Below are 17,649 nucleotides of genomic sequence, written 5' to 3' on the forward strand. Positions count from 1 at the left end.
CGTCAGGCTGGTATGCAATCAGACGCCCGCCGGCCTCGTCCAACCGACTTGCCCGATCCCGGGGTGAGATGTCCCTAGTTGTTCCGATCGACGGCGGGAATGGGCGCGGCTATCTGCCGCGGTGCCGCCGGTAACACCGGATGAACGCGGTGGGCGGGCGACTGGCCTGCGGCTACGGCGGGATCCCCGGATGTGGTCGGGGTCAACCGCGCCCGGCACAACCCGTGGACAGCGCATTGCGCGGACCCGTTCCCCATGGCGGCGGCAATGCGCCCGCCGGGATGCCCGTGGGGCCCGCAATACCGCCCGGCGCATCGACGGCACGGCAGATTTCCCGTTACCCGGAGAACTATGTGGGACCAACAGGGTCGCTACGGCGTGGATCGGTGCGGGCGGGTCCGTGGTTGGTCCGACCGGCGCCGCCGGCCGCGGACTGCGCGCGAGGGCGTCGACCGCCTGCCCCCGCCGGCACGGTGCCCGCCCGCGCCGGCTAGCCTCTGCTCCTTCCACGAGCAAGGGGAGTTCCACGAGCAAGGGGAGCCGATGAAGAACTGGCGGGCGCTCGCTCTGACCGCCCTCGTCGCCGTTCTCGCAGCCTGCGGCGGTTCTGGGGGCGCTGGCGGCGCCGGGGGATCCGGCGGGCCGCCCGCCGGGGCCACGCCCAGCGCCGGCGCGTCGGCCGCGGGCGGGGGGAGCGCCTTCGACCTGATGCACGACTCGGAGGCGGCGGCGGCGTTCGTGACGGCCTTCCGTGCGCAGTTCCCCGCCCTCGCCGCCGGCCGCAGCGACACCGCCCTGCGCGACGACGGCACCCACCTCTGCCTCGACGACCTCCCCGAGGGTGGCGACCGCCTCGCGCTGACCCGCATCCCGGCCCGGTTCGCCGACGGCGGCATCACCCCCGACCAGCCGACCTCCGGCGCCATCCTGGCCCTGGCCCGGTCGACGGTCTGCGCCGCCGCCTCGACGCCGTAGCGCCGGGGCCGTCTCGCACCGCTGCGGCTGCCGCGCACCGCCAGGTCGTCAGTAGCCCCAGCGGGCGAGATGGTCGGCGCCGACCCGGAAGGCGTCGGCGAGGACGCGGATGCGGGCGGGCCGGCGTGCCGGATCCGAGTCGAGCGCCCGGACCAGCACCTCGTCGAGGGTGTCCGGCACCGGAAACGGCAGCGGAAGCCCACGCAGCGGCGCCGGCCCGCCGCGCGCCGGCATGACGCCGGTCAGGCAGTGGTAGGCCATGGCCGCCAGCCGGAACACGTCCGTGCGCACCCCGATCCGCGGTTTGTGCAGCCCGAGGCGCTCCTGCTCGGGGGCCCGGTACTCGGCCGGCCCCTCCTCGGCGTGGCGGGCGACTGTGGCGAGCCCCAGGTCGCGCAGCGTCGGCGGTCCCGCCTGCGGGTCGGCCCCCGGCAGGATCAGGCCATCAGGGGTCAGGGCCCGATGGCTGTGCCCCGCCTCGTGCAGGGCCGCGAGGACGTCACCCGCGCCCGCGGCGGTGCGCAGCAGGGCGACGGCGGTCGAGGGGTTCGGTGCCCAGGTGCGGCCCAGCGCCGCCCGGCCCTCACCCGGCGGCGCACCCCAGAGCCTCGGGCCTGCCGTCGGGCGCGGGGACGGGTAGCCGGGTCCGGTCGGCCGTACCGGATGGAGGCGGGGCCGGGTCGGCCCCCGGTCGGCGCGGCGCGGGGGGCCGAAGACCTCCCGCCAGGTCGGACCCGCCAGCCGGCCGGAGAGCAGGCCGGCCTCCACCGGCGTCACCTGGCCCTCGATCAGGTCGGGCAGGCCGCGCCGACCACCGATCTCGGCGAGCAGGCGGATCTGACTGTCCACGGTCGCGAGCTTCGCGTCCGCCGCGAACCCCGGCCGGCGCACGAGGACGTGGCGAAACCACACCGGGCGCGGCGGCGGACCCGGCAGTGAGGCGGTTCCCTCCCGCAGCACCCAGGATCCGTCGCCGCCGCGCCGTTCCCACGGATTCCCCTCCAACAGGCAGGTGCGGGCTGCCACCCGCACCGTCTCACCGCCCAACCAGGACACGTCGGCGGGCGTGGTGCGGCGTGCGGGCCGGGGATCCGTGACCGGCGTCGGCCCGTCCGCCATGCCGGACCAGGCGTAGCCGGCCGCGCGGGGCCAGGCGTAGTAGGCGGCGCGCACGTGCGCGGCCACCGGCCGGCCGAGTCGGGCCCGCAGGCCGTTCTCGTCCCACATGTCGATGCGGATCGAGGTTGCCGCCTGCTGCTCGCGCCGCCAGCGGTCCCACCACATCGCCGTCGGCTGATCCAGCGAACCGGGAACGCAGAGAATCCACCGGTCGATCCCATAGCCGTACTCGCGTGCATTCCGCACCGCGGCCCGGAACGAGTCCCTGATCTGCGCGCGATGGCTCTCCCGCACCAACGGCAGGAGGTATTTGGCCTGCCAAGCGATGATCCGGTCATCGAGGTGGCCGAGGAAGACATCGATCCCCGCGGACCCGGGGTTGGCGCCTATCAGCCGGATCAGCCGGAAGCCCGGATGCAGCGCATCGACGAGCTGGGCGATCATCTGTTCGAAATCGTCCCGTGCGCCGGCCTCGCTGTGCGTGCGCAGGCCGTGCACGCGAAAGTCGACGGGGAACGGGCCAAGGCGCGGATCCGGCATGCGAGATCGCTCTTCCCGGGGCGGCGGAGGGAGACATCGGCCGACCGATTCTAGCTGAATCGTCCTGCTCCGGCTTGCTTCCGGACGTTCCGCCCGGCTCGTCGCCGCAGCGCGCCGGGCGTCACGCGGACGCCGCCACGAGCGGCCCCGTGCGGCGCCGGCGGCATTTCCTGCCGCGCCGCACCACGCCGCTCGCGACCGCTGACTTCCGCGCGGTTTCACGAATGCGAGCCGCCTATTCGGGATATCTTCGCGCCCTACCCGGTCTTCCGTTCATCGCGCCAGAGGAGCAGGCCATGCAACGGTTTTCCCGCCGCGGGCGGGCCGCCCGGCCCGTGCCCAGCGCAGTGGAGGCGGCGGCACCCGAGGTTCGCGCCGCCGCCGAAACCTACGGATGGGCGGCCCTCGCGTTCTACGACATCTCGGTGACCTGGTTGAACAACCGGTATGTGTGGCGTTGTCCGGCCGCCGTGATCAACCGACAGTACAATGCGTACGCGACCGTCCGGCATCTCGAGGTCGGCGTCGGTACCGGCTATCACCTGGCGCGGGCCCGCTGGCCGGGGCGGGCGGCGATCACCCTCGCCGACCTCAACGAGAACACTCTGCGCTGGACGGCCCGCCGGATCCGCCACCACGAAGTGAGCACCGCCGTCGTCAACGCGCTGGAGCCCTTTCCCGACCTGCCCGGGGCGCCGTTCGCCTCGGCCGGGGTGGGCTACTTGCTGCACTGCATCCCCGGCCGGCTCGACGAGAAGGCCCCCGCGGTCCTCGGCAACATCGCCGCGGTGCTCGAACCGGGCGGGGTGGTGTTCGGCAGCACGATCCTCGCGCCGGGGCCGGGGACACCGCCGCGCGCCCGCCGGATGATCCGGCTGCTGAACCGCCGCGGCATCCTGAACAACACCGAGGACACCGCCGCCGACCTCGACCGCGCGCTCGGCACCGTCCTCGCCGAGCACACCCTGGAACAGGTCGGCGAGGTGGCCCTGTTCACCGGCCGCACGGCGGCCCCCGACGGGAGTTGACCCGCGCCCCGGGCGGCGTGGGGGCCTCGGCACGCCGGCCGGGTGCCGTCGCCGAGTGCACCTCGCCGGTTCAACTCGGGTCGCCGGTTCAACCCGGGTCGCCGGTTCGACCCGGGTCGGTGGTTCAGTCCGGTTCGGGAGGCTCGGCGGACCCGGCGAGGACGTCGAGGAGCTGCTCGCCGTACTTGGCCAGCTTGTTCTCGCCGACGCCGCTGATCGTGGCGAGGTCGGCGAGACTCGTCGGCAGCTGCGTGGCGATCTCGCGCAGCGTCGCGTCGTGGAAGATCACGTAGGCGGGGACGCCCTGCTCCTTTGCGGTGGCGCCGCGCCACGCCCGCAGCTTCTCGAACACCGGCGCGGCCTGCGCCGGCAGATCTACCGACGCGGTGCGCCGGGCCCGGCCCGCGCCGGCCGAGGCGGCGTCGCCGCCGGCTCTGGCACTCGACCGCGCGACCCGCTCGGGCTCGCGGCGCAGCGCCACCGTGCGCGTCCCGCGCAGCACGTCCGCGCTGGCCTCGGTGAGCGCCAGCGTGCCGTGTTCGCCCTGGACGGCGAGCAACCCCTGGGCCAGGAGCTGGCGCACGACCCCGCGCCAGTCGAGCTCGCGCAGATCCTCGCCGACGCCGAAGACGGTCAGGGTCTCGTGGCGGTGCTGGGTGACCTTGGGCGTCGACCGGCCCAGCAGGATGTCGATGACGTGGCCCGCGCCGAAGCGCTGATGGCGCTCCCGATCGAGGCGCAGCACGGCGGAGAGCAGTTTCTGGGCGGCGACCGTGCCGTCCCAGGACTGCGGCGGCTCGAGGCAGGTGTCGCAGTTGCCGCAGGCCGCGGTGCCGCGCTGGCCGAAGTAGGCGAGCAGGCCGACGCGGCGGCACTCGACCGTCTCGCACAGGGCGAGCATGGCGTCGAGGTGGGTGCCCAGCCGGCGGCGGTGCGCCGCGTCGCCGGGGGAGGCGTCGATGAGCCGGCGCTGCTGGACGACGTCCTGCAGTCCGTAGGCCAGCCAGGCGGTCGAGCGCAGGCCGTCCCGACCGGCGCGCCCGGTCTCCTGGTAGTAACCCTCGACGGACTTCGGCAGGTCGAGGTGGGCGACGAAGCGGACGTCCGGTTTGTCGATGCCCATGCCGAAGGCGATCGTCGCGACCATGACGATGCCGTCCTCGCGCAGGAAGCGGGCCTGGTTCTCGGCCCGGACGCGGTTGTCGAGCCCTGCGTGGTACGGCAGCGCGGGGATCCCCTGACCGGCCAGGAACTCGGCGATCTTCTCGACCGACGCCCGGGACAGGCAGTAGACGATGCCCGCGTCACCGGGGTGCTCGGTGCGCAGCAGGTGGAGCAACTGCGCCTTCGGCTCCTTCTTCGGCACGATGCGGTACTGGATGTTCGGCCGGTCGAAGTCCGCGACGTGGTGGTAGGCGTCCGCCAGGCCCAGCCGGGTGGTGATCTCCTTGTGCGTCTCCGGCGTCGCGGTGGCGGTGAGCGCGACGCGCGGCACGCTCGGCCAGCGTTCGTGCAGCATCGACAGCATCAGATAGTCGGGCCGGAAATCATGCCCCCACTGCGCGACGCAGTGCGCCTCGTCGATCGCGAACAGCGAGATCCTGCCCCGGTCGAGCAGGCGCAGCGTCGCCTCGACGCGCAGCCGTTCCGGCGCGAGGTAGAGCAGGTCGAGCTCGCCGGCGAGGAAGGCGGCCTCGACTGTCCGCCGCTGGTCGAGGTCCTGGCTGGAGTTGAGGAAGCCGGCCCGCACGCCGAGCGCCCGCAGCGCGTCGACCTGGTCCTGCATCAGGGCGATGAGCGGGGACACCACGATTCCGGTGCCCGGGCGGACGAGGGCGGGGATCTGGTAGCACAGCGACTTGCCGCCGCCGGTGGGCATGAGAACCAGCGCGTCGCCGCCGTCGACGACATGCTCGATGATCTCCCGCTGGCCCGACCGGAACGACTCGTAGCCGAAGACCCGCCGCAGGACCTGCGCGGCGGCGCCGGCGGTACCGGCGGTACCGGTGGCACCCTCGGCGCTCCCGGCGGCACCGGCGGAGGTGCCCGACGGGTCGGCGGGGTGCCCCTCGGGGCCGGGCGGCAAGGTCATTTCGCCACCCTACGGCCATCCGTCCGGGTCGGTGGACCGCGGTCCGCGGCTTGTGGACAACCGCCGTGGTCCACAGCCCGGGACGTTCGTCGAGGTCGGGAAGCCGACGACCATGGGCGGACAGGCGCGGGCTCGCTACCATCCAGATGATTTGTCACCGCGACGCCCAGCACCGGCGGGAGTTGTCCACCCGTGGGCTCGGCGCGGCCGCGGTCCGGGCCGAGGAGAAGATCGCGTCATGCCAACCGACCCGGAGCGGGGCGCGGTCGCGGCCCTGCGCCTCACCGACCCCGTCCAGGTCGGGCCTCACCGCCTGCTCGGCCGGCTCGGCGGCGGCGGAATGGGCGTGGTCTACCTCGGCGACGGCCCGCTCGGCCAGGTCGCCGTGAAAATCATCAGATCCGAGCTGGCCGACAACCCCAGCTTCCGGGTCCGCTTCCAGCGGGAGCTGCAGGCCTGCTTCCGGGTCCGCGGCCGGCACACCGCCAAGCTGCTCGACTTCGACATCACCGCCGAGCCGCCGTGGCTGGCCACCGAGTTCCTCGCCGCGCCCACCCTGGGCCAGCACATCACCCGCCACGGCCCCCTCGACGAGGCCGACCAGGTGCGGCTGGCGGCCGGGCTCGCCGACGCGCTCGTCTCGATCCACGCGGCCGGCCTCATCCACCGCGACCTCAAGCCGTCCAACGTGATGTGGACGGCCGCGGGGCCGATCGTGATCGACTTCGGGGTCGCCGCCGTGCGCGACGCCGATCAGCTCACCGCGACCGGAGTGCTGATCGGCACGCCGGCCTGGCTGGCCCCCGAACAGGTCACCGCCGGTGAGGCCGCCGTGGCCTCCGACGTGTTCGCCTGGGGTGGCCTGGTGGGCTACGGCGCCACCGGGCAGCCGCCCTACGGGGAGGGGCCGTCCGACGCGGTGACCTACCGCATCGTCCACGAGGAACCCCGGGTGGACTATGCGCGGATCGCCCCGTCGCTGCGGGAGCTTGTCGCCCGGTCGATGGCCCGCCAACCCACCGACCGGCCGACGGCTGCGGACCTGCGCGCGGCCCTCGCGGACGCGGCCGGCCTCGATGCGGCCGGCGGCGACGCCGCCGCGGGTCCGGGAGCCGTCTCCAGTCCGGGAGCCGCTTCGGGTTCAGGCGCTGTTTCGGGACCGGGCGCTGTTTCGGGACCGGGTGCTGCGGCCGGCGGGGGCGTGCTGATGGACGCCAGCCGACCGCACGACTCGGCTCGTCCAGCCGGGTCCGTCCCGAACCGGGATGTCACGCTGACCGTCCATGCACCCACCCCGCCGAGCGGCCCGCCGCCGACGATCCCGTCGCCGCCGACGCCCGCCGGCAGCCCGACGCCCGCTGGCACACCACCGTGGAACCTGTCCGGCCTCGCCGACGCCGCGGCGGGGGAGCGGACCTCCGCCGGCGCCTCCGCCGGCGGGCCGAAGCGTCGGCGCCGTGCCCGGCTGCTCGGGCTCGGCGTCGCGGTCGTCGTGCTCGCGGCGGCAGCGGTCACCGCCGTGCTGCTCACCCGCGGGGACTCCGGCGCGGACGGGCCGACGACCTTCAGCTACGCCGCCACCGGCCCCTGGCGGCTGGTCGTCACCGACCGCCAGTCGGGCAACGACGTGGGCTGCACCCTGTCGCCGCACGGCGCCAACCCGTCGGGGCTGACCGGGTCGGACACCGTCTACGGGGAAAGGATGTTCCAGGTCCACCAGACCGGGCGGATCGAGTTGGCCGTGACGCCGTCCACCACGGGCTGCCAACTGAGCGCACTGGCCGGCGGCGGCGACGCGACCCTGCCGTTCACTGTCCAGCAGACCGGCGACAGCAGCGCCTTCCACGCCCCCAGCGCCGTCGAGGTCCAGGTCAAGGACTTCAACGGCAGCGAGTCCTGCGAATTCGTGCTGCGCGATCTCGCCAGCGGGGAGAACGTCGACTTCGCCACCGCCACCAAGGACGCGCCGGTCGTCAGGCTCGACCCCGGCGGCCGCAGCCAGGTCTACCTGGCCGCCAGTGACTGCTCGGTGCGGATCGGCGCCGCCGGCTGAGCCCAGGCGGTATCGGCCGGGCTCAGCCGACGCATCAGCAGATGCGGGGGAGCTGCTCGCCGAGCGGTCGGTCGACGATGCGGGTCCCGCCGAAGGCGGTGCGGGCGACGACGACGCCCGGGTGCTCCGCGGTGACGGAGCCGATCACCACCGCGTCGCGTCCCGCCGGGTGCGCCCGCATCGCGGCGAGCACCGCGTCCGTGTCGGCCTCGGCGACGAACGCGACGAGCCGGCCCTCGCAGGCCACGTGCAGCGGGTCGAGGCCGAGGAAGCCGCAGGCCGCCTCGACCACGGGCGGCACCGGTACCGCGGACTCGGTGAACTCGACGCCGGCACCGGCCGCGGCGGCGATCTCGCACAGCGCGGTCGCCAGGCCCCCGCGGGTCGGGTCGCGCAGCGCGTGCACCCCGGGGATGGTCGCGGCCAGCATGGCGGCGACCAGCCCGTGCAGCGCCGCGGTGTCGGAGCGGACGTCCCCGCCGAACTCCAGCCCCTCACGCACGCTGAGCACCGCGATCCCGTGCTCGCCGATCGGCCCGGAGACGATGATCCGGTCCCCGGGCGCCGCCCGGTCGGGCCGGACGTCCACTCCGGGCGGGACGAGCCCGACGCCGCTGGTGTTGACGTACAGGCCGTCGGCGAGGCCGCGCTCGACGACCTTGGTGTCGCCGGTGGCCAGCCGCACCCCCGCCGCCGCGGCGGCGTGGCCCATCGCCTGCGCAACCCGGCCGAGGACGGCGAGCTCCAGCCCCTCCTCCAGGATGAACCCGGCCGACAGTGCCAGCGGGACCGCGCCGCGGCAGGCCAGGTCGTTGACGGTGCCGTGGACGGCGAGCTCGCCGATCGAGCCGCCGGGGAAGAACAGCGGCCGCACGACGTAGGAGTCCGTCGTGAACGCCAGCCTGATCCCGCCGACGGCCAGGACCGCCGCGTCCGCCAGTGCCGCGTCCGCCGAGGCTGCCGACGCCGCGTCCAGCAGTGCCGCAGCCGGGTCACGTCGCGCTGTCGACCCGCCTGCGGCGAACGCCGGGAGGAACAGGTGTTCGATCAGCTCGCTGGTCAGCACGCCGCCGCCGCCGTGGCCCAGCACGATCCGCTGATGGTCACGCAGCGGGGTCGGGCAGGCCCAGCCGGTCATGTCCGCCAGGTCGGTCATGCCTCCACCGCCGCTGCCGGCCCGGCGGAGTCCGAGGTGTGGGCCCTGCCGGCCGGGGCGAGGCGCCGGTACTGGAAGTAGGCGGCGCACGCTCCCTCCGCCGAGACCATCGTCGCCCCCAGCGGGCGGCGCGGCGTGCAGGACGTGCCGAACGCCGCGCAGTCCGGCGGCCGGAGCAGCCCCTGCAGCACCGCGCCGCTGCGGCACGCCGCCGGTTCGGCGACGGTCAGGCCGCCGACGTCGAAACGGATCTCCGCATCGAAGTCGCGCCACGCGTCCGCGAGCCGCCAGCCCGAGTCCGGGATCGTCCCGATGCCCCGCCAGGCCCGATCGCACACCGTGAACACCTCGGCCAGGATCGCCCGGGCGGCCGGGTTGCCCTCGGGCTGCACCGCCCGCCGGTAGGCGTTGGCGAGCTCGGCCCGGCCGGCCTCGAGCTGCGCGACGGCGTGGCGCACCCCGTCGAGCAGGTCCAGCGGCTCGAACCCGGTGACGACGATCGGCATCCGGTGCGCGGCGACCAGCGGCTCGTACTGCTCGGTGCCCATCACCGTGCACACGTGGCCGGCGGCGAGGAACGCCTCCACCCGGTTGCCCGGGGCGGTGGCGACCGCACTCATCGCCGGCGGGACCAGCACGTGGCTGACGAGCATCGAGAAGTTCGCCAGCCGGCGGCGCCGTGCCGTCACCGCCGCCAGCGCGTTGGCCGGTGCGGTCGTCTCGAAGCCGACCGCGAAGAACACGACCTGCCGGTCGGGATGCGCCTCGGCGAGGTGGACGGCGTCCAGCGGCGAGTACACCACCCGGACGTCCCCGCCACGGGCCTTCACCGTGAACAGGTCCGTGTCGCTGCCCGGCACCCGCAGCATGTCCCCGAACGAGCAGAAGATCACCTCCGGGCGGGCGGCGATCGCCAGCGCCCGGTCGATCGTCTCCAGCGGCGTCACGCAGACGGGGCAGCCGGGCCCGTGGATGAACTCGACCTGGTCGGCGAGGAGCTGGTCGAGCCCGTGCCGGATGATCGCATGCGTCTGGCCGCCGCAGACCTCCATCAGCGTCCAGCGCCGGCTCGCGGTGGCGGCGATCGCGTCCAGCAGCCACCGGGCCAGCTCCGGGTCGCGGAACTCCGTCAGGTACTTCACCGGCCCACCTCGGCTTCGGCCGCGCCGAGCTCCTCGTCGAGCAGCCCGAGTTCGCGGAACATCGCCAGCGTCTGCCGCGCCGCGTCCTCGTCCACGGTCGTCAACGCGAAACCGGCATGAATGATCGTGTACTGCCCGACGGTGACATCGGACAGGTAGGCCAGGCACACGGTCCTGGTGACGCCGCCGAAGTCGACGAGCGCCATCCGGGTGCCGCGGTCATCCCAGATCTCGATGATCCGGCCGGGTATCCCCAGGCACATCGCGTCACATTTCCTTCCCGTCGGCGACCGGCGCCGGATCCTGATCGCCGGCCAGCGCCGCGACGGCGGCCTGGCCGAGCGCCAGCCCGCCGTCGCCCGCCGGTACCTCCTGATGAACGAGCACGTCGAAACCGGCGGCGGCCAGCCGCGCCCGGCAGGCCCGCAGCAGCACGACGTTGGCGAAGACCCCGCCGGTCAACCCGACCAGGCCGACGCCGTATCGCCGCCGCGCGACCTCGGCGACGCGGGCCACCGCGTCCGCGACGGCGAGGTGGAACGCGGCGGCCAGCGCGGGCACCCCCACGCCCGCCCGCAGGCCGTCGACGAGGCCCGCCAGCACCGGCGCCGGCTCCAGGACGCCGTCGGCCAGCCCGAAGGCAAGCGGCCGCCGCCCCGCGACGACCGCGATCGGCCCGGCGGCCTCGGGTCTGCTGTCACCGCCCCGCCGGCCAGCGCCGAGACCGTGGGCCGCGAGACCGTTGGCCGCGAGGGCCTCCAGCTCGACGGCGGCCTGCGCCTCATAGGTGGTCCGCTGGCGCACCCCGAGCAGCGCCGCCACCGCGTCGAACAGCCGGCCCATGCTGCTGCTGGGCGTGCAGGCCACGCCCCGGTCCAGGGCGGTGCGCACTGTGCTCAACTCCGCGGCGGAGCAGGCCCGCACCGGGGCGAGATCCGCCGACCAGGCCAGGCCCGCCGCGGCCAGGTGGGCCAGCGCCACCCGGCACGGGTTGCGCACCGCGGCGTCGCCGCCGGGCAGGCCGACCGGGCGCAGGTGGGCGATGCGCTCGGCGCGGGTGACGTCGGAGCCGACGAGGAGCACCTCGCCGCCCCAGATCGTGCCGTCGCCGCCGTAGCCGGTGCCATCGAAGGCGACGCCGACGGTGGGCTCGCCGAGTCGGCCGTGCTCGGCGAGCAGCGCCGCCACGTGCGCGTGGTGGTGCTGCACCAGCCGCAGGGGGCGGTCGGTGCCGGCGGCTCGTTGCGCCCAGGCCCGGGTGGCGTAGCCGGGGTGGGGGTCGGCGGCGAAGGCCGCGGGTTCGACGCCGTACAGGCGTGCCATCCGCGCGCCGGACCGCTCGAACGCCGCCATGGCCGCGAGGCTGCCCAGGTCGCCGTGATGCTGGGACAGGATCGCCCGCCGCCCGGTCGTCAGGCAGAGCGTGTTCTTCAGCTCGCCGCCGGCGGCGAGCACCGGCCCGACCGGGCGGGGGAGATCCACCGGCAGCGGGACGTGGCCGCGGGCTCGGCGCAGCGGCACGACCTGCTCGGCGTCGCAGCGCAGCACCGAGTCGTCGCACGGCGCCAGGATCGGCCGGTCGTGGGTGAGGAAGGCGTCGGCGAGTCCGGCGAGGCGGGTGCGTGCCTCGCCGTCGTCGAAGCAGATCGGCTCGCCGGAGCGGTTGGCGCTGGTCATCACGAGCAGTCGCGGCGGCGGGCCGCCGCCCGGGATCGGCGCGAACAGCAGGTGGTGAACCGGCGTGTACGGCAGCATCAGCCCGATGAGCGGGCTGCCCGGTGCGACCAGGGCCGACACGGGCGCCCCCGGGGCGCGGCCGGTGAGCACGATCGGCGCGGCCGGCGCGCCCAGCAGCGCCGCCACCGTCGGCGAGACAACCCCGACTCGGGCGGCCGTGGCCAGGTCGCGGGCCATCACCGCGAACGGCTGGTCCGGTCGGTTCTTGCGCCCGCGCAGCCGGGCCAGGGCCTCGTCGTTCTCGGCGCGGCAGGCCAGGTGGTAGCCGCCGACACCCTTGACCGCCACGACCGCGCCGGCCGCCAGCGCCCGCTGGGCGGCCGCGAGCGCCGCGTCGGTGCCGGTCACCGCCGGCCCGTCCGCCGGGCTGAACCACAGCCGCGGCCCGCAGTCCGGGCAGGCGATGGGCTCGGCGTGGAAGCGGCGGTCGGCGGGGTCGGCGTACTCGGCCGCGCACCGCGGGCACATCGGGAAGCGGGCCATCGTCGTCGCCGCCCGGTCGTACGGCAGCGCCTCGATGATCGTGAACCTGGGGCCGCAGTTCGTGCACGTGATGAACGGGTGGCGGTGACGCCGGTCCGCCGGGTCGAACAGCTCGCGCAGGCAGTCCGCGCACACCGCGGCATCCGGCGGCACCAGGGTCCGCGCGCCGGCCGCGGCCGTGCTGGCCACGATCCGGAACGCGCCCCCGCCCGGATGGAGGGGATGGGGAACGGTGGTGACCGTGATGCGGTCGACGCGGGCGAGGGGCGGCGCGGCCGGGGCCAACCGGCGAAGGAACTCGGCGACGTGGGCGGCGTCGCCGTCGACCTCCGCGAAGACCGAGGCCGAGTCGTTGCCGACGAAGCCGGTGAGCCCAAGGCTGCTGGCCAACCGGTGGACGTGGGGCCGGAACCCGACGCCCTGCACGATGCCCTCGACCACGACCCGTCGGCGCACCCGCCCGTCCGGCGGGTGCGGCGCGGACCTCTCGCCGGCGCGCGGCGCGATCATGGCCGCCGTTCCCAGATGACGACCCGGTTGTTGCCGGAGTCCGCGACGGCGAGCCGGCCGTCGGACAGGGACAGGCCGTACGGCCAGCAGAACGTGTCGGCGGTGACGCCCGACCAGCGGTTCTCGCCCGTGTCGGCGAACGTCGGTTGGCCGAGTACGGCGGTGGCCGCCGCGCCGGTGACCTGTGGCAGGCCGTCCCAGAGCAGGATCCGGTTGTTGGCGGTGTCCGCGACGGCCAGCAGATCGCCGTCGCAGTCGGCCGCGTAGGGGAAGCGCAGCGTGTCGGCCCGGCCGGGGGCGTAGGGGGATTCACCGCAGCCGGTCAGGTCGGCCTGGCCGAGGGCCAGGCCGGCGGCGGTGTCGGCGTCGGGATGGGGCGTCCAGCCGAGCAGCCGGTGGTTGCCGGCGTCGGCGACGAGCAGCCGCCCGGCGTTCCCGGCGACGTCATGCGGCCACCGGAAGGTGGCGGGCCCGGCCGGGCCCCCGCGGTTGTCCTCCCGGCTGGTCGGATCGGGCTGGCCCAGGATCAGGTCGGGGGCCTGATCGGGGGAGGCTGGCAGGCCGCCCCACCAGCCCAGCACCCGCCGGTTGCCGGTGTCGGCGACGTAGAAGCGCCCGCCGATCACGGCCACGCCGAACGGCCAGTAGAAGGTGGTCGGTCCGCACGGCCCGCCCCGGTTCTCCCGCACGCTCGCCGCATCCGGTTGACCGAGGACCAGGTCGGGAGGGGTGTCGGTGGCCGTCGGGACCGTGTTCCAGACGAGGATCCGGTGGTGCCAGGCGTCGGCGACGACGAGCCGGCCGTCGGTGACGACGATCCCGGTCGGCAGGTGCATCCCCCGTTCGGGCCCGCGTCCGCCGGCCGCCGGGCCCTCGCTGCTCGCGTCGGCCTGGCCGAGCACGACGTCGGCGGGGGCACCGTCGCGGGCCGGGCGACCGTGCCAGATCAGCACCCGGTGGTTGCCCGAGTCGGCCACCACGAGCAGGTCGTCGCCGAGCCACACCCCGCGCGGCGCGTACAGCCAGGACGGCGACGGCCGCGCCGCGGGCAGCGCCAGCCCTCCCGGCGCCGGCGCGCCGAGCCACACCCTCGGTTCCCACCCCGTCGCGCCGCCGGCCGTCGCGCCGCCGGCCGTCGCGGCGTCGCCCGCAGCCGTTTCGCCGGCCGTCGCGATCTGTGGTGCCGTGCCGTCGTCCACCGCGTCCCGCGTCGGCGCACCCCCCGGCTCCGTGCCGTTCGCGGCGGCGGTACCCGTCCCGGTGCCGGGGACGGTGGCCGTCGACCGGGGGGACCTCATGCAGGTCCGGGCGCGCCGCGTCGGCGGGCGATCTCGTCGAGCACGCCGCGTACCGTCAGCGCCGCGTCGTCCGCCCCGGACTCCTCGAAGATCGTCCGTGCCTCGTGCAACACCGCAGTCGCCTGGTCGTAGGCGCCGAGATGGGCCAGTGCGTTGCCCTGGTTGGCCAGCGCGCGGGCGTGGCCGAGCGGATCGGTGTCCCGGTCGCGGGCGACGATGACCTGCTGGTAGCGGGCCGCCGCCTCGATCAGGTTGTCCTTCTGATGCGCCGACGGCGCGTAGACCAGGGCGTTGGCCAGGTTGAGCTGGGTGCTGGCCCACTGCTCGGGGTGGGTCTCGGGGGTGTACACGGCGAGCGCCGTGCGCAGGCCCTGGATCGCGACGCCGATCCGCAACTGGTCGGAGGCCTGGCTCATCGGCATCGCCAGGTAGGCGGTGGCCAGGTTGACCTGCACCGCGGCGAACAGCTCCGGGGCGCTGTCCACGCTGATGAGCCGGAGCGCGGCCAGGTAGTGCTCCACGGCGGTGCGCAGGGCCGCCGCATCGTCGCGGGCCCGCTCCTGGTGGGCCGCGCCGAGGGCCAGGCGCAGCTCGGCACGGGCGATCACGAGCTCGGTGGCGTCGAGGGCGGCGAGCGCCGCGGTCAGGTCGGCGAGGACGTCGTCCGTCGGCCCCTCGACGCTGCGGCGCAGGTCCGCCGCGGTGGACAACAGCTGCGCGGCGAGGCCCGGGGACGCCTCCCACGCCGCGGCGACGGCCCGGCCCAGCGCCCCCGCCGCCTCGCCGGTCCGCCCGGCGGCCATGGCGTGGGCGGCGTGCGCCGAGTGCACCAGCGCCGCGATCTCGCCGGTCTCCCCGGCCAACGGCGGGGGCTCGGCCAGATCGCCGAGGGCGAAGCGGACCACGTCGACGAGGATCCCGAGCTCGGCGCCGAGGGCCTGGCGAAGCCGCGCCGGGTCCTCCACCGGGGGACCTCCCGGGCGCAGGACGAACCGGTTGTACCGGTCGATCGGGTCGTCGCCGTCGAGCTGGGCGGCGGCGCCGACGATGTCCCCGCGGTAGGCCAGCTCCAGCGCGAGCAGGCGCGCCGGCCAGGTGTCCGGGTGGCGCCCGGCGGCGAGCGTGCGGCGCAGCTCGGCCGTGTCGTCGCCGCCCGGCACCAGCAGGAAGCCGGCGGGCAGCGGGAACACCCCGACCGGCTGCGGCCGGGCACAGCACGCGGCGGTGTCGGTCACAGCGGCATCGGTCACAGCGGCATCGGTCACGGCGGCATCGGTCACGGCGCTGTCGGTCACAGCAGTGTCGGTCGCGGTGTCGCGGTCAGTCATGGGTGTCTTCCTCGCTGTGCTGGTCGGACAGGTCGGCGAGGATCAGCTTCTGCATCCGTTCCATCGCGCGGCGCACGGGCGGGGTGAGGTCGGCCCCGGGTTCCAGGCCGCCGGCCTCGACGAGGTAGACGGTGACGTCGGCCGGGTAGTCGTCGCCGAGCAGCCAGCGGCCGAAGGCGAGTGCCTGGTCCCAGCGCACGGCGTGCGGGTGTGGCAGGTACAGGGGGAGATCGGTGAGTTCCGCGGCCGGCACCCGGTAGACGGTGCCCGGCGCGGCGCCGGTGCGGGCGGCGTCGACGATGACGACCCGGCGCGCGCCGCGCATCGCGAAGGCCGTGTCCATCCCGGCCGTGCCGCCGTCGACCAGGCGCACTCCGGCCGGCACGCCCGCCTCGGCGAGGCGGCGGATGAGGATCGGTCCCACCCCGTCGTCGCCGCGCAGCAGGTTCCCGCAGCCGATCACCGCCGCGTCGCAGCGCGGCGGCTCGAGGCCGGGCGGGTCGACCTGCACCCGCGGGCTGGCGGGTACCGGCCGTCCGGCGGGTACCGGCCGTCCGGTGTTCACAGGTCCCCGTTGATGACGAACCTGCTCAGCTCCTTGCCGGTCCGCCCGTCGTAGGCGTGGACCGTGCAGACCAGGCAGGAGTCGAAGCTGCGGGCCACGTGGCCGAGCTCGATCGGATCGGCCGGGTCGGCGACCGGGGTGCCGACCAGCGCAGCCTCGATCGGGCCGGGTGTGCCGTCACCGTCGCGGGGCCCGATGTTCCAGGCCGTCGGCGTGACCACCTGGTAGTTCGCGATCTTGCCGTTCTCCAGGACGATCCAGTCGGACAGCGAGCCGCGGGCCGCCTCCGTCGAGCCGAAGCCGCGCCCGTCGGCGCGCTGCACCGGCGTGGCGTGGAACGGCTCGTGCAGGTCGATCTGGTCCAGCCAGGCGCGCACCCACTGGTAGTACTTGGCCGCCTCGTGCATCCGGGCGAGCAGGCGCACCATCACCGACGGGCCGATCGCGTCGAGGATGTCGCCGAACAGCGGGTCGTCGTCCTGGTGGGCGGCCGCGCCCGGGGCGGCGGCGGCGATCCGGCGGGCCAGCGGGCCGGCCTCCAGCGGCACGTACCCGAGGTTCGGCACGTCATAGCGGGGGGACTTCGCCCAGCTGTACTTGCCCTGCTCGCGGCCGCGGACCGGGTCGATCGGGTTGGTCTCCCCGTCGAACGGGTGACGCGCCGAAGTGCCCGCGTAGAACGAGTGGGTGACGTCCTCGCGCACCCGGGCCTGGTCGAACGCGGTGTAAGCGCCGCCGGCGTACACCCCGGAGCGGCCGATGAGCGCCGCGTTGCGGCCCTCGATCGTCGGCCGGCCGTACAGGTCGGGGGAGAAGTACGTCCCGGTTGCCAGGTAGTTGCCGATGCCCTGGCCGTAGCCGTCGAGGCCGATGTCGAGGCAGTAGCGCAGGAAGAAGCCGCAGTCGCTGTCGTGCTGGGCCTCGTTCTCGTACACCCAGGCGAGCACGTCCGCCCAGGTGCGGTTGGCCAGCCAGCGGTCCACCGAGCAGCCCAGCCACTGCTTCTCGAGCCACTCGGTCTTCCAGTGCTCCAGGATCGCGATGGAGCGGGTCACGTCCGCGAGCGTCGGCGCGCACATCACCCCGCCCGGCACCATGAAACTGGAATGCGGCCACTGCCCGCCGAAGATGGCGTACACCTCGATCGGCTTGGCGGACAGCACCACCCCCGGGCCGTAGCTGGACCCGGTGAACGGGGTGAACCGGCGCACGGCCTCCGGGTAGAGCTGCGAGGAGGCGTATCGGGGGTTGGTCAGGTCGATGGCGAACAGCGCGTAGAAGCACCGCGGGATGCTCTGCAGCGTCTCGCACGCCTGCGCGATGTTGCGGATCAGCGTCGCGTTCGGCGGCAGCTCGGTCTGCCATGCCACGTCCAACGCGTACGCCGCCTTGTACAGGTGGCTGCCGCCGCAGATTCCGCAGATCCGCGGGGTCACAATGAGGCCGGCCTGCGGGTCCTTGCCCCGCAGGATGATCTCGAAGCCACGGAACATCGCCGCCTCGGTCCAGGCCGAGGCCACCACCCCGTCGTCGATCGTGACCCGGACGTCGAGGTCACCCTCGACGCGCCCCATCGGGCTGACGTTGAGATCGACGGTCGTCATGGGAATCTCTTCTTTCCTG

The 17,649-nt window shown here is 74.8% G+C and carries 13 protein-coding genes; 3 read left to right on the forward strand and 10 right to left on the reverse strand.

Annotated features, from left to right (window positions below; translation table 11 throughout):
* Window positions 1-543 precede the first annotated feature (543 nt).
* A complete protein-coding gene (locus FF36_RS21045) occupies window positions 544-975 on the forward strand; it encodes a hypothetical protein (RefSeq protein WP_044886852.1) in 432 nt (143 codons plus the stop codon).
* A gap of 48 nt (window positions 976-1,023) precedes the next feature.
* On the opposite strand, the gene FF36_RS21050 is transcribed toward FF36_RS21045, so the two are convergent.
* On the reverse strand, window positions 1,024-2,634 hold the full coding sequence (locus FF36_RS21050) for a protein kinase family protein (protein WP_044886853.1): 1,611 nt from the start codon (window positions 2,632-2,634) through the stop codon (window positions 1,024-1,026).
* A gap of 296 nt (window positions 2,635-2,930) precedes the next feature.
* Here FF36_RS21050 and FF36_RS21055 point away from each other — a divergent pair, with 296 nt between their 5' ends.
* Entirely contained in the window at window positions 2,931-3,662 is a 732-nt protein-coding gene (locus FF36_RS21055; protein WP_157871731.1) for a class I SAM-dependent methyltransferase, read from the forward strand.
* Between the two features lie 124 nt (window positions 3,663-3,786).
* Here the strand turns inward: FF36_RS21055 and recQ are convergent, their stop codons facing one another.
* A complete protein-coding gene (gene recQ, locus FF36_RS21060) occupies window positions 3,787-5,754 on the reverse strand; it encodes a DNA helicase RecQ (RefSeq protein ID WP_044886855.1) in 1,968 nt (655 codons plus the stop codon).
* Window positions 5,755-5,992: 238 nt separating this feature from the next.
* Between recQ and FF36_RS38605 the strand changes: the two genes are divergently transcribed.
* Entirely contained in the window at window positions 5,993-7,807 is a 1,815-nt protein-coding gene (locus FF36_RS38605) for a serine/threonine-protein kinase (RefSeq protein ID WP_044886856.1), read from the forward strand.
* A gap of 34 nt (window positions 7,808-7,841) precedes the next feature.
* On the opposite strand, the gene hypE is transcribed toward FF36_RS38605, so the two are convergent.
* The 8 genes from hypE to FF36_RS21105 are packed head-to-tail and all read right to left on the reverse strand — an operon-like array spanning window position 7,842 to window position 17,630.
* Window positions 7,842-8,963 carry a hydrogenase expression/formation protein HypE gene (hypE, locus tag FF36_RS21070; RefSeq protein WP_044886857.1) on the reverse strand — a complete coding sequence of 374 codons (1,122 nt, stop codon included), beginning with the start codon at window positions 8,961-8,963 and terminating at the stop codon, window positions 7,842-7,844.
* On the reverse strand, window positions 8,960-10,105 hold the full coding sequence (gene hypD / locus FF36_RS21075; RefSeq protein ID WP_044886858.1) for a hydrogenase formation protein HypD: 1,146 nt from the start codon (window positions 10,103-10,105) through the stop codon (window positions 8,960-8,962). Before hypD ends, hypE begins: the two co-directional genes overlap by 4 nt.
* On the reverse strand, window positions 10,102-10,368 hold the full coding sequence (locus FF36_RS21080; RefSeq protein ID WP_044886859.1) for a HypC/HybG/HupF family hydrogenase formation chaperone: 267 nt from the start codon (window positions 10,366-10,368) through the stop codon (window positions 10,102-10,104). The genes hypD and FF36_RS21080 overlap by 4 nt, the downstream gene beginning before the upstream one ends.
* A gap of 4 nt (window positions 10,369-10,372) precedes the next feature.
* Window positions 10,373-12,835, reverse strand: a complete 2,463-nt coding sequence (hypF, locus tag FF36_RS21085) for a carbamoyltransferase HypF (protein ID WP_044886860.1) — start codon at window positions 12,833-12,835, stop codon at window positions 10,373-10,375.
* On the reverse strand, window positions 12,832-14,133 hold the full coding sequence (locus tag FF36_RS21090) for an NHL repeat-containing protein (protein WP_236705703.1): 1,302 nt from the start codon (window positions 14,131-14,133) through the stop codon (window positions 12,832-12,834). Before FF36_RS21090 ends, hypF begins: the two co-directional genes overlap by 4 nt.
* Window positions 14,130-15,461 (reverse strand): tetratricopeptide repeat protein, encoded by a 1,332-nt coding sequence (locus tag FF36_RS21095; RefSeq protein ID WP_236705702.1) that lies wholly within the window; start codon window positions 15,459-15,461, stop codon window positions 14,130-14,132. Before FF36_RS21095 ends, FF36_RS21090 begins: the two co-directional genes overlap by 4 nt.
* Window positions 15,454-16,026: a hydrogenase maturation protease gene (locus FF36_RS21100; RefSeq protein WP_063870477.1), complete on the reverse strand. Its 573-nt coding sequence runs from the start codon at window positions 16,024-16,026 to the stop codon at window positions 15,454-15,456. Before FF36_RS21100 ends, FF36_RS21095 begins: the two co-directional genes overlap by 8 nt.
* Entirely contained in the window at window positions 16,023-17,630 is a 1,608-nt protein-coding gene (locus FF36_RS21105) for a nickel-dependent hydrogenase large subunit (RefSeq protein WP_044886861.1), read from the reverse strand. The genes FF36_RS21100 and FF36_RS21105 overlap by 4 nt, the downstream gene beginning before the upstream one ends.
* Between the last annotated feature and the right edge of the window lie 19 nt (window positions 17,631-17,649).

Source organism: Frankia torreyi, assembly GCF_000948395.1.
GTDB lineage: Bacteria > Actinomycetota > Actinomycetes > Frankiales > Frankiaceae > Frankia > Frankia torreyi.

What these genes read in the sequence shown, in the direction of transcription:
- FF36_RS38605 (WP_044886856.1), top strand. Translation starts at nt 5,993, where the DNA reads ATGCCAACCGACCCGGAGCGGGGCGCGGTCGCGGCCCTGCGCCTCACC.
- FF36_RS21105 (WP_044886861.1), bottom strand. Translation starts at nt 17,630, where the DNA reads ATGACGACCGTCGATCTCAACGTCAGCCCGATGGGGCGCGTCGAGGGT.
- FF36_RS21095 (WP_236705702.1), bottom strand. Translation starts at nt 15,461, where the DNA reads ATGACTGACCGCGACACCGCGACCGACACTGCTGTGACCGACAGCGCC.
- FF36_RS21090 (WP_236705703.1), bottom strand. Translation starts at nt 14,133, where the DNA reads ATGAGGTCCCCCCGGTCGACGGCCACCGTCCCCGGCACCGGGACGGGT.
- FF36_RS21080 (WP_044886859.1), bottom strand. Translation starts at nt 10,368, where the DNA reads ATGTGCCTGGGGATACCCGGCCGGATCATCGAGATCTGGGATGACCGC.
- recQ (WP_044886855.1), bottom strand. Translation starts at nt 5,754, where the DNA reads ATGACCTTGCCGCCCGGCCCCGAGGGGCACCCCGCCGACCCGTCGGGC.
- FF36_RS21055 (WP_157871731.1), top strand. Translation starts at nt 2,931, where the DNA reads ATGCAACGGTTTTCCCGCCGCGGGCGGGCCGCCCGGCCCGTGCCCAGC.
- hypE (WP_044886857.1), bottom strand. Translation starts at nt 8,963, where the DNA reads ATGACCGACCTGGCGGACATGACCGGCTGGGCCTGCCCGACCCCGCTG.
- FF36_RS21045 (WP_044886852.1), top strand. Translation starts at nt 544, where the DNA reads ATGAAGAACTGGCGGGCGCTCGCTCTGACCGCCCTCGTCGCCGTTCTC.
- FF36_RS21050 (WP_044886853.1), bottom strand. Translation starts at nt 2,634, where the DNA reads ATGCCGGATCCGCGCCTTGGCCCGTTCCCCGTCGACTTTCGCGTGCAC.
- hypF (WP_044886860.1), bottom strand. Translation starts at nt 12,835, where the DNA reads ATGATCGCGCCGCGCGCCGGCGAGAGGTCCGCGCCGCACCCGCCGGAC.